Consider the following 13,682-nt stretch of genomic DNA (forward strand, 5'->3'; position numbering starts at 1 on the left):
GAGGTGCTCAGACCTCTTCGACACTGCTGGGCTCGCGACGCGACAGGTCGATGCCCAGCTCTTCGGCAGCCCGGAACACGTCGTCCTGGCTGTCCCGCATCTCGATGCGCGACCCGTCCGTCGAGAGGACCTCGACGTTCAGGCACAGCGACTGCATCTCCTTGATGAGGACCTTGAAGGACTCGGGGATGCCCGGCTCGGGGATGTTCTCGCCCTTGACGATCGCCTCGTAGACCTTCACGCGGCCGGTGACGTCGTCGGACTTGATCGTCAGCAACTCCTGCAGGGCGTAGGAGGCGCCATAGGCCTCGAGGGCCCACACCTCCATCTCGCCGAAGCGCTGACCACCGAACTGCGCCTTACCACCGAGCGGCTGCTGGGTGATCATCGAGTACGGGCCGGTGCTGCGCGCGTGGATCTTGTCGTCGACCAGGTGGTGCAGCTTGAGGATGTACATGTAGCCGACCGACACAGGGTCCGGGTACGGCTCGCCGGAGCGACCGTCGAACAGGCGGGTCTTGCCGGAGCCGTCGATCAGGCGGACACCGTCGCGGGTCGGGAGCGTCGAGTCGAGCAGACCGACGATCTCGTCCTCCTCGGCACCGTCGAAGACCGGCGTGGCCACGCGGGAGACCGGCGGGGCCTGACGGGCATCGGCGGGGATGCCGCGGGCCCACTCCGGGTCGCCCGCGATCTCCCAGCCGCGGCTGGCGGCCCAGCCGAGGTGGAGTTCGAGGATCTGACCGATGTTCATACGACCCGGCACACCGTGCGGGTTGAGGATGACGTCGACCGGCGTACCGTCCTGGAGGAACGGCATGTCCTCGACGGGGAGGATCTTCGAGATGACGCCCTTGTTGCCGTGACGCCCGGCGAGCTTGTCACCGTCGGTGATCTTGCGGCGGTTGGCCACGTACACCCGCACGAGCTGGTTGACGCCCGGGGGCAGTTCGTCGCCGTCGTCCTTGTCGAACACCTTGACGCCGATGACCGTGCCGGTCTCACCGTGGGGCACCTTCATCGAGGTGTCGCGCACCTCGCGGGCCTTCTCGCCGAAGATGGCGCGCAGCAGTCGCTCCTCCGGCGTCAGCTCGGTCTCACCCTTGGGCGTGACCTTGCCGACGAGCAGGTCGCCGTCGCGAACCTCGGCACCGATGCGGATGATGCCGCGCTCGTCGAGGTCGGAGAGCACGTCCTCCGAGACGTTCGGGATGTCGCGGGTGATCTCCTCCGGACCCAGCTTGGTGTCGCGGGCGTCGACCTCGTGCTCCTCGATGTGGATCGAGGAGAGGACGTCGTCCTGCACGAGACGCTGGGAGAGGATGATCGCGTCCTCGTAGTTGTAGCCCTCCCACGGCATGAATGCCACGAGCAGGTTGCGCCCCAGGGCCATCTCGCCGCCGTCGGTGGCCGGACCGTCGGCGATGAGTGCGCCCGCTTCGAGGCGGTCGCCCTCGTTGACCCGGACGCGCTGGTTGTACGAGTTGCCCTGGTTGGAGCGGTTGAACTTCATGATCTTGTACGCCCGCGTCGACCCGTCGTCGTTGGCGACGGTGACGAGGTCGGCGGCCACCTCGGTGACGACACCGGCCTTCTCGGCCCGCACGACGTCACCGGAGTCCATGGCGGCGCGGTACTCCATGCCGGTACCCACCAGCGGGGCCTCGGCCTGGATCAGCGGCACGGCCTGACGCTGCATGTTCGCGCCCATGAGCGCGCGGTTGGCGTCGTCGTGCTCGAGGAACGGGATCATCGCGGTGGCCGCGGAGACCATCTGGCGCGGCGAGACGTCCATGTAGTCGACCTCGCTGGCCGGCACGTAGTCGACTTCACCGGAGCCGCCCTTGGAGCGCACGAGCACGCGCTCGTCGACGTACCGGTTGTCCTCACCGATGGTGGCGTTGGCCTGGGCGATGGTGAACTGGTTCTCCTCGTCGGCCGAGAGGTAGTGCACCTCGTCGGTGACCAGGCCGTCGATGACCTTGCGGTACGGGGTCTCGATGAACCCGAAGGCGTTGATCCGCCCGTACGACGCGAGCGAACCGATCAGACCGATGTTCGGCCCTTCCGGAGTCTCGATCGGGCACATGCGGCCGTAGTGCGACGGGTGGACGTCACGGACCTCCATCTGGGCGCGGTCACGGGAGATACCACCCGGGCCGAGCGCGTTCAGACGACGCTTGTGGGTCAGACCCGACAGCGGGTTGTTCTGGTCCATGAACTGCGAGAGCTGCGACGTGCCGAAGAACTCCTTGATCGCCGCCACGACGGGGCGGATGTTGATCAGGGTCTGCGGGGTGATGGCCTCGACGTCCTGGGTGGTCATGCGCTCCCGCACGACCCGCTCCATGCGCGACAGACCGGTGCGGACCTGGTTCTGGATCAGCTCGGCGACCGAACGCACGCGGCGATTGCCGAAGTGGTCGATGTCGTCGACGTCGACCGGGATCTCGATGGCCGAGGTGCCGTCGGTGCCGGGCAGGGTGGCTTCGCCGGCGTGCAGGGCGATGAGGTACTTGATCGTGGCGACAATGTCGTCGAGCAGGAGGATCGAGGAGTCGATCTCCGGGTCGAGGCCGAGCTTGCGGTTGGCCTTGTAGCGGCCGACCTTCGCCAGGTCGTAGCGCTTGGGGTTGAAGTAGAGGTTCTCCAACAGCGTCTGGGCGGCCTCCTTGGTCGGCGGCTCACCCGGACGCAGCTTCTTGTAGATGTCGATGAGCGCGGCGCCCTGGTCGGCCGTCGCGTCCTTCTCCAGCGTCAGCTCGACGGACTCGTACTGTCCCAGCGACTCGCGGATCTCGGCCTCGGTCATGCCCAGGGCCTTGAGCAGGACGGTGGCCTGCTGCTTGCGCTTGCGATCGATGCGGACACCGATCATGTCCTTCTTGTCGATCTCGAACTCCAGCCACGCACCGCGGCTGGGGATGATCTTGGCCGAGTAGATGTCCTTGTCGGAGGTCTTGTCCGGGGTGCGCTCGAAGTACACGCCCGGCGAGCGCACCAGCTGGGAGACCACGACACGCTCGGTGCCGTTGATGACGAAGGTGCCCTGCGGGGTCATCAGCGGGAAGTCGCCCATGAACACCGTCTGGGACTTGATCTCACCGGTGACGTTGTTCATGAACTCCGCGGTGACGAACAACGGAGCGGCGTACGTCTGGTCGCGCTCCTTGCAGTCGTCGATGGAGTACTTCGGCTCCTCGAAACGGGACTCGCGGAACGACAGCGACATCGTCTGCGAGAAGTCCTCGATCGGGGAGATCTCCTCGAAGACCTCCTCCAACCCGGACTGGGTGGGGACGGCGCCGCGGCCGGCGACGGATTCTGCAGCCACCCGCTCCTGCCACTTCTCGTTGCCGAGGAGCCAGTCGAAGCTGTCGGTCTGCAGCGCCAAGAGGTTGGGCACCTCAAGGGGCTCACGGATCTTGGCAAACGAGAGCCGACCGGAAGCGGTCAGGGCCGAAGCGAGTGTCTGGGGCGCAGTGCGCGAGGCAGCCAAGGAGAATTCCTTCCAGAGGCACTGGAGAACGTGGAACGCCGAATCCAGTCACGGCTCGCTCGTCACGGCTCGTTCAGGGCACACGTCGGTGCGTCTGAGGGTCGGGTCGTGGGTGTGCGGGCAGCGAAAAGGCAGGGCAAAGCGCCAGCATACCCACACGAGACAAGTCCGTCAAGGCCACGCGGGAACGGCGGGGACGACCCACCTCCCGTGGCCTGACGGGATTCACAGCCGCTGCGGTCCTGCCACAAGCAGGCGGAACGCGGCTTCGCATCGATGGTGACTGGGGAACAGGCGTTCGTCAAGCGCAATGGCGTGTTCCGGCGCCATTCAGTTCCGCCGGACGCCCACGTAGCATGCCGCACATGCCCCTGCCGCCCCTGTCCGCCTGGCCCGACCCGCCGACCCACCGTGCGAAGCTCCGTCGCATTGCCGGCCGGGTTGCCCTGGGCGTGTTCACCGCCCAGGTGGTGGCTGCGGGTGCCCTGATCGGCATGGACCAGGTGCGCAAGCGTCGGGCGGCCCCACCGGAGTTCCCCCACTCCGAACCACACGATGTCCTGGTGCCGCCCCGGGGCACGGCGAAGGTCTACATGTACGGCGACGACGTGTTCGCCGACATGCTCGCCGCGATCGACGCCGCGCGGGACCGCGTCTACTTCGAGACGTACATGTGGAAGTCCGACGAGACCGGGCAGGCCTTCAAGGACGCCATCGTCGCGGCCGCGAACCGGGGCCTGCGGGTGTGCGTCGCCTTCGACGTCTTCGCCAACCTCGTGGTGTCACCGGCCTTCCTGCGCTTCCCGCCCAACGTCCACGTCGTGCGACACCCGCTGTCACACCTGGCGCGCAACCACCGCAAGGTGCTCGTCGTCGACGGTGAGGTGGCCTTCGTCGGCGGGTACAACATCGGCTCCGTCTATGCGACCCAGTGGCGCGACACGCACATGCGCCTGACCGGCCCGCACGTCGCGGAGGTCGAGAACGCGTTCGTCGACTACTGGAACGCGCGCGGTGGTCGCCCGCTCCTGACCGACGTGCGCGGCCGCCCGTGGGAGTCGCACATCGAGGTGCACCGCAACGTGCCGCCGGACCTCGTCTTCCCGATCCGCAACATGTACCTCGAGGCGATCGACCGGGCCGAGCACCGCATCTGGCTCACCCATGCGTACTTCACGCCGGACCGGACCTTCCTGCGTGTGCTCATCGCCGCGGCGCGGCGCGGGGTCGACGTGCGGATCATCCTGCCGCTGGACTCCAACCACGTCGTCGCCGACTGGATCTCCCGGTCGACCTTCACCGACCTGCTCGACGCCGGCGTGCGGATCCTGCGCTACCGCCGAGCCATGGTCCACGCCAAGACCGCGACGATCGACTCGGTGTGGTCGACGGTCGGCACGGCCAACCTCGACCGACTCTCGCTGGCCGGCAACCACGAGATCAACATCGAACTGTATGACCCGGCCGTGGCCGCGGAGATGGAACGGATCTTCACCCTCGACTCGACCAACTGCGAGGAGCTCAGTGCGGCCGACTGGCGTGCGCGGCCGTGGATCGCGCGATTCACCGAGGGCCTGCTCTCGCCCTGGCGCGCCGCGGTCTGAGGTGAACCGACGCCAAGGCCCGGTGGCCGGGCCGTGGCTCCCCCGCGCCCACGACGCTCCGATCATGGAACGCGCGAAAGGCGGGCCGCACCGTGTGGTGCGACCCGCCTTTCGCAGAGTCTCCCGCGTCAGGCGCGGGTCGGGCTCACTTGAGCTCGACGGTGGCGCCAGCGCCCTCGAGCTTCTCCTTGGCGGCCTCGGCGGCAGCCTTGTCGACCTTCTCGAGAACCGGCTTCGGAGCGCCGTCGACGAGGTCCTTGGCCTCCTTCAGACCGAGGGAGGTCAGACCGCGGACCTCCTTGATGACGCCGATCTTCTTGTCGCCGGCGGCGACGAGGATGACGTCGAACTCGTCCTGCTCCTCAGCCGCAGCGGCCTCGCCGCCACCTGCCGCAGCGCCGGCAGCCGCAACGGCAACCGGGGCGGCCGCGGTGACGTTGAACGTCTCCTCGAACTGCTTGACGAACTCGGAGAGCTCGATCAGGGTCATCTCCTTGAAGGCCTCGAGGACCTCTTCGGTGCTGAGCTTCGCCATGGTGGGCGTCCTTTCCTACAAACGTGCCGGTACGTGGCAACGTGCCGTGAGTGGCGTGGATGTTTCGGTGAGCGTCGGTCGCGCGACTCTGCGGGCTGGGCCCGAGGAATCAGGCCGCTTCCGAGCCCTCGGTCTCGACCTTCGCGCGCAGCGCATCGACGACGCGAGCCGTCTGCGACAGCGGAGCCGCGAAGAGGTACACGGCCTTGCTCAGCGACGCGTTCATGGCGCCGGCCAGCTTGGCCAGGAGAACCTCGCGGGATTCGAGGTTCGCGAGCTTCGAGATCTCCTCGGCGTTCAGGGCCTTGCCATCGAGGACACCGGCCTTGATCACCAGGAGGGGGTTGTCCTTGGAGAAGTCACGCAGGGCCTTGGCGGCGTCGACCGGGTCACCGTCGATGAACGCAATGGCGGTCGGGCCGACGAGGTGACCCTCGAAGGCGTCGACGCCCGCATTCTTCGCCGCGATCTCGGCCAGCGTGTTCTTCACCACGGAGTAGGTGGCGTTACCCCGGAGGTTCTTCCGCAGCTCGGCGAGCTGGGCCACGGTCAAACCGCGGTACTCCGTGAGAACGGCCGCGCCGGAGTTACGGAACTTGTCCGTGATCTCGGCGATGGCAGTGTTCCTATCGGACTTTGCCATGTGGCCTCCCTTCCGTCGTGTGACCACCGGTCGAGGGCACCCACGCAACAGAAAAGCCCCATGCGCAGAGCACGGGGCAACAACGACATCCGCGTGCGGATGCGTCATACTCACATGGCCTGCGCGGGCTGTCCGCTGTGCGGAGCCTTCGGTCACCCTCCGAGGGGAGCATGACAACCGGCGGTCTTTGGTCGAAGAGCATCCTACGACGCCCTGCGGCTGCCGACCAAATCCAGCCGGAGTGGCCGGGATCACACGCCGCCTCACGACACCACCAGCACCTCACAAACCCCCATTTCCGTCCGTTTGCCGGATAATCCCTCCACGCCAGCGGTAGCGTCGCTTCGTGCCTTCTGCACACAACGATGTGTCCACCCGCGAAAGGCAAATGTTGTGAACCCCACCAAGCACCGCCGCACCACGATGCTCCTCGCCTCAGCCCTCGCCGCCTCGACCGCGACACTGGGCCTCATCGCGGCCACGCCGGCCACCGCGAAGCCCCAACGCCCGCCGGTGGTCCTCACCACCGACGTGCTCGCTCCGTTCCAGATCGCCCTGAACAGCCACAAGGTCTACGCCACCGACGGATTCGCCGGCACGTTCGGTCAGGTCTCCCCGAAGGGTGCCGCGCCGCTGGCTACCGGCGTCCCCGGCATCGCCGGAGCCGAGTTCACCCGCGACGGGAGGACCTACGCCTACACGTCGGTCAACGACGAGCACACCGCCGGCGGCCTGACGATTCGCGCCAAGGGCAAGGCCGACGTGTTCGGCGACATCGCCGCCCACGAGGCCAGCGCCAACCCCGACCAGGTCAACACCTACGGGATCATCGCCGGCAGCAACCCGTGCGCCGTCGCGATCCTCGGCCAGCTCACCGGCGGAGAAGCGACCTACACCGGCCAACTCGACACCAACCCGTACGCCGTCGCCCGCCAGGGCAACCATCGCCACGGCCGCTGGCTCGTCGCCGACGCCGGCGGCAACGCGGTCCTGGCCGTCAGCAACACGGGAAAGGTCAGCACAGCCCTCGTCCTGCCACCCCAGCCGGTCACGCTGACGGCCGACATGGCCACGGCGCTTGAGACGGAGTTCGGTGCCCCGGCCGGCTCGATGGCCTGCCTCGCGGGCGTCACCTATGCCTTCGAGCCGGTGCCGACCGACGTCGAGGTCGACCAGCACGGCAACCTGTGGATCAGCACCCTGCCCGGCGGACCTGAAAGCCCGGCCCTCGGCGCCCGCGGTTCGGTGTACAAGTACAGCCCGAGGTCGGGCAGCCTCACCAAGGTCGCCACCGGCTTCCTGGGCGCCACCGACCTCGCCGTGCACCCCGACGGCACGGTCTACGTGACCAACCTCTTCGGCGGCAAGGTGTCCAAGGTCAAGAACGGCAAGGTCTCGACCGCCGCGACCATCGAGCGTCCGTTGGCCGTCGAGGTCAAGGGCGGCAAGCTCTACGTCGGTCAGATGGGTGACATCGAGTTCTCGGAGTCCGGGCCGCCGGTCATCCACAGCCCGGGCTCGGTCCAGGTTCTCCAGCGCTGACCAACACCCGGGACACGACAACGGGGTGCCCGGCCGTGTGGCCGGGCACCCCGTTTGCGAGTGCCGAGGGCAAACCCCCGGGTGACGCAGATCAGGCAGGCGTGTCGATGACCTTGGTGACGGTCGGGTCGAGCGGGATGCCCGGGCCCATCGTCGTGGCCATGGTCGCCTTGGTGATGTAGCGACCCTTCGAGGCCGACGGCTTGAGACGCAGGATCTCGTCGAGCGCCGCGGCGTAGTTCTCGAGCAGCTTGTCCTCGCCGAAGCTCGCCTTGCCGATGATGATGTGCAGGTTGGCGTGCTTGTCGTTGCGGAACTCGATCTTTCCGCCCTTGATGTCGGTCACGGCCTTGGCCGTGTCCATGGTGACGGTACCGGTCTTCGGGTTCGGCATCAGACCGCGCGGGCCGAGCACCTTGCCCAGACGACCGACCTTGCCCATGAGGTCCGGGGTTGCGACGACGGCGTCGAAGTCGAGCCAGCCACCTTGGACCTTTTCGATCAGGTCGTCGCCACCGACGAAGTCGGCGCCGGCGGCCGTGGCGGCCTCGGCCTTGTCACCGTTGGCGAATACAAGCACGCGGGCGGTCTTGCCGGTACCGTTGGGCAGGTTGACCGTGCCGCGGACCATCTGGTCGGCCTTGCGCGGGTCGATACCCAGACGGAACGCGACCTCGACGGTCTCGTCGTACTTGGCCGACGCGGCCTTCTTGGCCAGGTCGACGGCCTCGGCCGGGGTGTACAGCTTGTCGCGGTCGATGGTCTCCGCGGCGGCGCGGTAGGCCTTGCTGCGCTTCATGAGAACTCCTTGGAATGCGTGATGGAGATGTGGTTGACGGGCCAGCGCGTGGCCCTCCCACGACGATCCGCCAATGGCCGGATCGCAGTTCGGTGACCCGAACTCGGAACACGGGAGACCCGGGCTCAGAGGTCGGTCGTGATGCCCATCTGACGGGCGGTGCCGGCGATGATGCGCATGGCGGCCTCGATGTCGTTGGCATTGAGGTCGGGCATCTTCATCTCCGCGATCTCCTTGACCTGCTCGCGGCTCAGGTTCGCGACCTTGACCTTGTGCGGCTCACCGGAGGCCTTCTGCAGACCGGCAGCCTTCTTGATCAGCTCGGCGGCCGGCGGGGTCTTGGTGATGAAGGTGAACGAGCGGTCTTCGTAGACCGTGATCTCGACCGGGATGACGTTGCCACGCTGGCTCTCCGTCGCGGCGTTGTACGCCTTGACGAACTCCATGATGTTGACACCGTGTTGACCGAGCGCGGGGCCGACCGGCGGCGCCGGGGTGGCCGCACCGGCCTGGATCTGCAGCTTGATGTAGCCGGAGACCTTCTTTTGCTTGGGAGGCATGCTGTTTCCTTGTGTTCGTGGGCCTACGCCGTGGGCGATGACCCGGTTGCAGTGCGGACTTGCGTCAGATCTTGGCGACCTGGTTGAAGCCCAGCTCGACCGGGGTCTCCCGGCCGAAGATGGAGACGAGAACCTTGAGTTTCTGGGTCTCGGGGATGATCTCGGAGATCGTCGCCGGCATGGTCTCGAACGGACCCTCCATGACGGTGACGGACTCACCGATCTCGAAGTCGACGGCGGCCATGTCGGCCTGCGGCCGGGTCGGCGCGGCGGTGGTGGCGCCCTGCTCGGCCTCGGCCTGCTTCTCGAGGTCGGCCGGCTTGATCATGGTGTAGACCTCGTCGAGCGTCAGCGGCACCGGTTGGTGGGCGTTGCCGACGAACCCGGTCACCCCGGGGGTGTGGCGCACGACGCCCCACGACTCGTCGGTGAGCTCCATGCGCACGAGCACGTATCCGGGCATGCGCGGCTGGCGGCGGGTCTTCTTCTGACCGTTCTTGATCTCGGTGACCTCGTCGATGGTGACCGCCACCTCGAAGATGTAGTCCTCCATCTCCAGGTTGGTCACGCGGGTCTCGAGATTGTGCTTGACCCGGTTCTCGTAGCCGGCGTACGAGTGGATGACGTACCAGTCGCCATACTTCGAGGCGAGCTCGTCCTTGAAGACCTGGACCGGGTCGCCGGTGGGCAGGATGTCGCCATCCTCGTCGACGTTCGGGGTTGCGTCGTCGACCGCCGGCTCGTCGTCCGACACCTCCGCGATCGGAGCGTCGTCGACCGTCGGCTCAGCGACCTCGAGGGACTCCATCTCGGCCTCGGGGCCCTGCTCCTCGCCGATCCATGGGTCGGTCATGCCACTTCCTTCACATCTACTTGCCAGCTGCATACGCGCTGTCGCGGGACGGGTGTTTCACTCCCCTGCGGCGCCCACCGTGCCGTCGCCGAGCAGTCGTGCCGACGGTCAGCCGGCGAACACCCAGAAGACCAACTTGGTGAACCCGAAGTCGAGCGCACTGACGATGGCCATGATCAGCGCCACGAACACGATGACCACCACCGTGTACTGCAGCAGCTCCGACCGGGTCGGAGTGACGACCTTGCGCATCTCGTCGATGACCTGGCTGATGAACAGCCAAATGCCCCCGAAGAAGCCCTTCTTCTGCTCGCCCCGGTGGCCGGGCTGCGAACGGCGGGACGCACCCACTTCCGTCACAATGCCCTCCTGCTGATCGTCGGCACCACAGATTCGTCTTGCGCAGGGCAGGAGGGACTCGAACCCCCAACCGCCGGTTTTGGAGACCGGAGCTCTGCCAATTGAGCCACTGCCCTTCGAAACGCACCAGTTGGGTGACGCGTTCCGCGGTGATCCTGCCCGCTCGATCCGTCGTGCCGGGGCACGCCGCATCAGGTGGGTTGGTTCACCGAAGTGGAAGCATACGTCAGGAGTGACCTTTGACGCCAACGCGCGGCCTCCCACCCGATTCCGAGGCGGGGGTGACACGATGGGGGCGTGACCGAGAACGCCACCTCCACGCCCCTGTCGCAGTACTCCGCCGAGGACCTGGCTGCCTTCCTCGCCGAGCAGCAGTCTGCCCATGCCGCGCTCGTCGCCGCACCGAGCTCCCTCAATCTCACGCGCGGCAAGCCGTCCTCCGCGCAGCTCGACCTCTCCAACGCCCTGCTCGACGGCCCGGACGGCTTCGTCACCGCCGACGGCACCGACACGCGCAACTACGGCGGATTGACCGGCATCACCGAACTCCGTGAGATCTTCGCCCACCTGCTCGGCGTGCCGACCGCCCAACTCATCGCCGGCGGCAACTCCAGCCTGGCGATGATGCAGAGCCAGCTCGTCAACCTGCTCCTCCACGGCGGCGTCGACTCCCCGCGCCCCTGGGCCCAGGAGGAGAAGGTCACGTTCATCTGCCCGGTCCCCGGCTACGACCGCCACTTCGCCCTGACCGCGTCGCTGGGCATCGACATGGTCACCGTCCCGATGCTCGACGACGGCCCGGACGTCGACGCCATCGAGGCCCTGGTCAAGGACGACCCGAGCGTCAAGGGCATGTGGCTCGTGCCCACCTACGCCAACCCGACCGGAGCAGTGTGCACCCAGGAGGTCGCCGCCCGACTGGCCGCGATGCCCACGGCCGCACCGGATTTCACGATCTTCTGGGACAACGCGTACGCCCTGCACCACCTGACCGCCGACGAGGCCAAGAGCGCCGACATCGTCAGCCTCTGCGCCGCCTCCGGCCACCCGAACCGGGCGGTCGTGTTCGCCTCGACGTCGAAGATCACCTTCGCCGGTGCCGGAGTGGCGTTCCTCGCCTCGTCCCAGGCCAACGTCGACCTCTACGTCCGTCACCTCGGCATGTCCACGATCGGCCCGGACAAGGTCAACCAACTGCGCCACGCCCAGTTCTTCGGTGACGCCCAGGGCGTGCGCGATCACATGGTCAAGCACGCCGAGATCCTCGCGCCGAAGTTCGCGGCCGTGCAGCGCATCCTCGGGGATCGCCTGGGCGCGTTCGACGTGGCCACGTGGTCCGACCCCAAGGGCGGCTACTTCGTCAACCTGGATGTCGTCGACGGCACCGCGACCCGCGTCGTGGCCCTGGCCAAGGCGGCCGGCATCGCCCTCACGCCCGCCGGAGCCTCGTTCCCCCACGGTGACGACCCCCGTGACCGCAACATTCGCCTGGCTCCGTCCGTGCCCCCGCTGGCCGAGGTCGAGCAGGCGATGGAAGCCGTGGCGACGTGCGTGTTGCTCGCTGCGGCGGAGAAGTACAGCCGGTGATGTCACCCCGCGACATCACCGGTCGGAAGAAGGTCACGCAGCCGCGCGACCGGAAAGGAATCCGATGAGCATCGATGAGCCGGCGGTCGGCAGGTACAACGACGACCCCAGCGACTACGAGGACCAGTTGCAGCCCGAGGACACCCTGATCCAGGACGGTGTCGACGACGTCCTGGACCGCGGCTACTCGCCGCCGGACTCCGCTCGCGGTTCCTACGCCCACGGGGTCACCCCGGCCGAGGAATCGGTCGAGGAGACGATCGAGGACCGCATCAAGCAGGAGGTCCCGGACCCGAACTCCGCGTACGGCGCTCCGGAGAATGAGAGCGGCCTGGACGAGGACCCGCTCGGTGGGGACGACCCCGACGCCATCGGCGCCGACGAGGACTGGCTCGGTGACGCCGAGATCGGCGACCGCCGCGCCGGACGTCTCGTGGCCCCCGACGCCGGACTCGGCGAGGACGTCGACAAGGACGAGATCGCCGAGGACGTCGGCATCGACGGGGCGGGCGCGTCGGCCGAGGAGGCCGCGATGCACATCATCGAGCCCGGCGACCGCGGTTTCGACGGCAACCTCCTCTGAGGCGACACTGCGGTGATCCGAGGTGCCTCGTGACGCGAGACGACGGGTGAGTTCGCGCCCGCTCGCCGCGCTGCCCAAGGCCCATCTGCACCTGCACTTCACCGGGTCGATGCGTCTGGCCTCGGTGCTCGATCTGGCCGGGGCACGCGACGTGAGGCTGCCGGATGCGCTGACCCGCGACTGGCCGCCGCGCCTGTCCGGGGCGGACGAGCGAGGGTGGTTCCGCTTCCAGCGCCTCTACGACAGTGCGCGCGGGGTGGTCCAAGGCGAGGCGGCCATGCGGCGCGTGGTGCGCGAAGCCGCCGCCGACGACCACGCCGAGGGGTCGGGGTGGCTCGAACTGCAGGTCGACCCGACGTCGTACGCCGCCGCAGTCGGCGGCATCACGCCCGCGCTGGAGATCGTCCTCGACGAGGCGCGCGCGGTCTCGCGCGAGGCCGAACACGGAGCTCCGTTCGCGGCCGTGGGGATCATCGTGGCGGCCAGTCGCACCCGCCACCCGCTCGAGGCTCGCACGCTGGCCCGTCTGGCCGCGATGAATGCCGGCGACGAGGCCGGCGAGGTGCTCGGCTTCGGGTTGAGCAACGACGAACGGCGTGGCGAGACCGCCCAGTTCGCGGGGGCGTTCGACATCGCCCGGCGGGCCGGCCTCATGCTCGTGCCGCATGCCGGAGAACTGCTCGGTCCCGCCGCGGTGGAGACCGCCATCGCCTCCTTGGCCCCCGATCGCATCGGGCATGGGGTGCGCAGCGTCGAGGACCCGCGCGTGCTCGAGATCGTCGCCGAGGACGGCATCGCCCTCGAGGTGTGCCCGCACAGCAACCTCTCCCTGGGCGTGTACCGCGACCCGTCCCAGGTCCCGCTCCGGCGGCTCGTCGACGCGGGCGTGACCGTGGCGCTGGGCGCGGACGACCCCCTGCTGTTTGGCACGCGACTGGTCGACCAGTACGAGCTGGCGCGGTCGGCGGGGTTCACCGACGCCGAACTCGCCGACCTCGCGCGGGGGTCGGTGCGGGCCAGCCGGGCGCCGGCGCGCATTCGCCAGCGGCTGCTGACCGGCATCGACGCGTGGTTGGCGGCCGAGCCCGCGTGAGGTGACCTCGCCTGCCCAGGCTCG

General features: G+C 68.0%; 12 protein-coding genes and 1 tRNA gene. 5 read left to right on the forward strand and 8 right to left on the reverse strand.

Going from position 1 to position 13,682, the window contains the following annotated elements:
• Positions 1-7: 7 nt before the first annotated feature.
• Complete coding sequence (gene rpoB, locus KD1_RS08555; RefSeq protein WP_068400471.1) at positions 8-3,499, reverse strand: DNA-directed RNA polymerase subunit beta; 3,492 nt, start codon at positions 3,497-3,499, stop codon at positions 8-10.
• A 365-nt stretch (positions 3,500-3,864) separates the two neighbouring features.
• Between rpoB and KD1_RS08560 the strand changes: the two genes are divergently transcribed.
• Positions 3,865-5,103: a phospholipase D-like domain-containing protein gene (locus tag KD1_RS08560; RefSeq protein ID WP_068400513.1), complete on the forward strand. Its 1,239-nt coding sequence runs from the start codon at positions 3,865-3,867 to the stop codon at positions 5,101-5,103.
• A gap of 145 nt (positions 5,104-5,248) precedes the next feature.
• Here KD1_RS08560 and rplL read toward each other — a convergent pair whose 3' ends face one another.
• Positions 5,249-5,638, reverse strand: coding sequence for a 50S ribosomal protein L7/L12 (rplL, locus tag KD1_RS08565; RefSeq protein WP_068400474.1), 390 nt, complete (start codon positions 5,636-5,638; stop codon positions 5,249-5,251).
• Positions 5,639-5,747: 109 nt separating this feature from the next.
• On the reverse strand, positions 5,748-6,281 hold the full coding sequence (gene rplJ, locus KD1_RS08570; RefSeq protein ID WP_068400477.1) for a 50S ribosomal protein L10: 534 nt from the start codon (positions 6,279-6,281) through the stop codon (positions 5,748-5,750).
• 393 nt (positions 6,282-6,674) lie between these two features.
• Here rplJ and KD1_RS08575 point away from each other — a divergent pair, with 393 nt between their 5' ends.
• Positions 6,675-7,823: a ScyD/ScyE family protein gene (locus KD1_RS08575; RefSeq protein ID WP_068400480.1), complete on the forward strand. Its 1,149-nt coding sequence runs from the start codon at positions 6,675-6,677 to the stop codon at positions 7,821-7,823.
• A gap of 91 nt (positions 7,824-7,914) precedes the next feature.
• Here the strand turns inward: KD1_RS08575 and rplA are convergent, their stop codons facing one another.
• The 5 genes from rplA to KD1_RS08600 all read right to left on the reverse strand — a co-directional run bounded on the left by rplA (position 7,915) and on the right by KD1_RS08600 (position 10,511).
• Positions 7,915-8,622, reverse strand: coding sequence for a 50S ribosomal protein L1 (gene rplA, locus KD1_RS08580; protein ID WP_068400483.1), 708 nt, complete (start codon positions 8,620-8,622; stop codon positions 7,915-7,917).
• A gap of 125 nt (positions 8,623-8,747) precedes the next feature.
• Positions 8,748-9,182: a 50S ribosomal protein L11 gene (gene rplK / locus KD1_RS08585; RefSeq protein ID WP_068400490.1), complete on the reverse strand. Its 435-nt coding sequence runs from the start codon at positions 9,180-9,182 to the stop codon at positions 8,748-8,750.
• 64 nt (positions 9,183-9,246) lie between these two features.
• On the reverse strand, positions 9,247-10,035 hold the full coding sequence (gene nusG / locus KD1_RS08590) for a transcription termination/antitermination protein NusG (protein ID WP_068400494.1): 789 nt from the start codon (positions 10,033-10,035) through the stop codon (positions 9,247-9,249).
• A 108-nt stretch (positions 10,036-10,143) separates the two neighbouring features.
• A complete protein-coding gene (secE, locus tag KD1_RS08595; protein WP_068400497.1) occupies positions 10,144-10,395 on the reverse strand; it encodes a preprotein translocase subunit SecE in 252 nt (83 codons plus the stop codon).
• A 43-nt stretch (positions 10,396-10,438) separates the two neighbouring features.
• Positions 10,439-10,511, reverse strand: a tRNA-Trp gene (locus KD1_RS08600).
• Between the two features lie 181 nt (positions 10,512-10,692).
• Here KD1_RS08600 and KD1_RS08605 point away from each other — a divergent pair.
• The 3 genes from KD1_RS08605 (at position 10,693) to KD1_RS08615 (ending at position 13,658) form a co-directional block, all read left to right on the forward strand.
• Positions 10,693-11,982, forward strand: a complete 1,290-nt coding sequence (locus tag KD1_RS08605) for an aspartate aminotransferase type Ic (RefSeq protein ID WP_068400499.1) — start codon at positions 10,693-10,695, stop codon at positions 11,980-11,982.
• Positions 11,983-12,046: 64 nt separating this feature from the next.
• On the forward strand, positions 12,047-12,565 hold the full coding sequence (locus KD1_RS08610; RefSeq protein WP_068400501.1) for a DUF5709 domain-containing protein: 519 nt from the start codon (positions 12,047-12,049) through the stop codon (positions 12,563-12,565).
• A 46-nt stretch (positions 12,566-12,611) separates the two neighbouring features.
• Positions 12,612-13,658, forward strand: coding sequence for an adenosine deaminase (locus tag KD1_RS08615; RefSeq protein ID WP_068400506.1), 1,047 nt, complete (start codon positions 12,612-12,614; stop codon positions 13,656-13,658).
• Positions 13,659-13,682: the final 24 nt, after the last annotated feature.

This window comes from Kribbia dieselivorans NBRC 106261, from assembly GCF_001552435.1.
Taxonomy (GTDB): domain Bacteria; phylum Actinomycetota; class Actinomycetes; order Actinomycetales; family Dermatophilaceae; genus Kribbia; species Kribbia dieselivorans.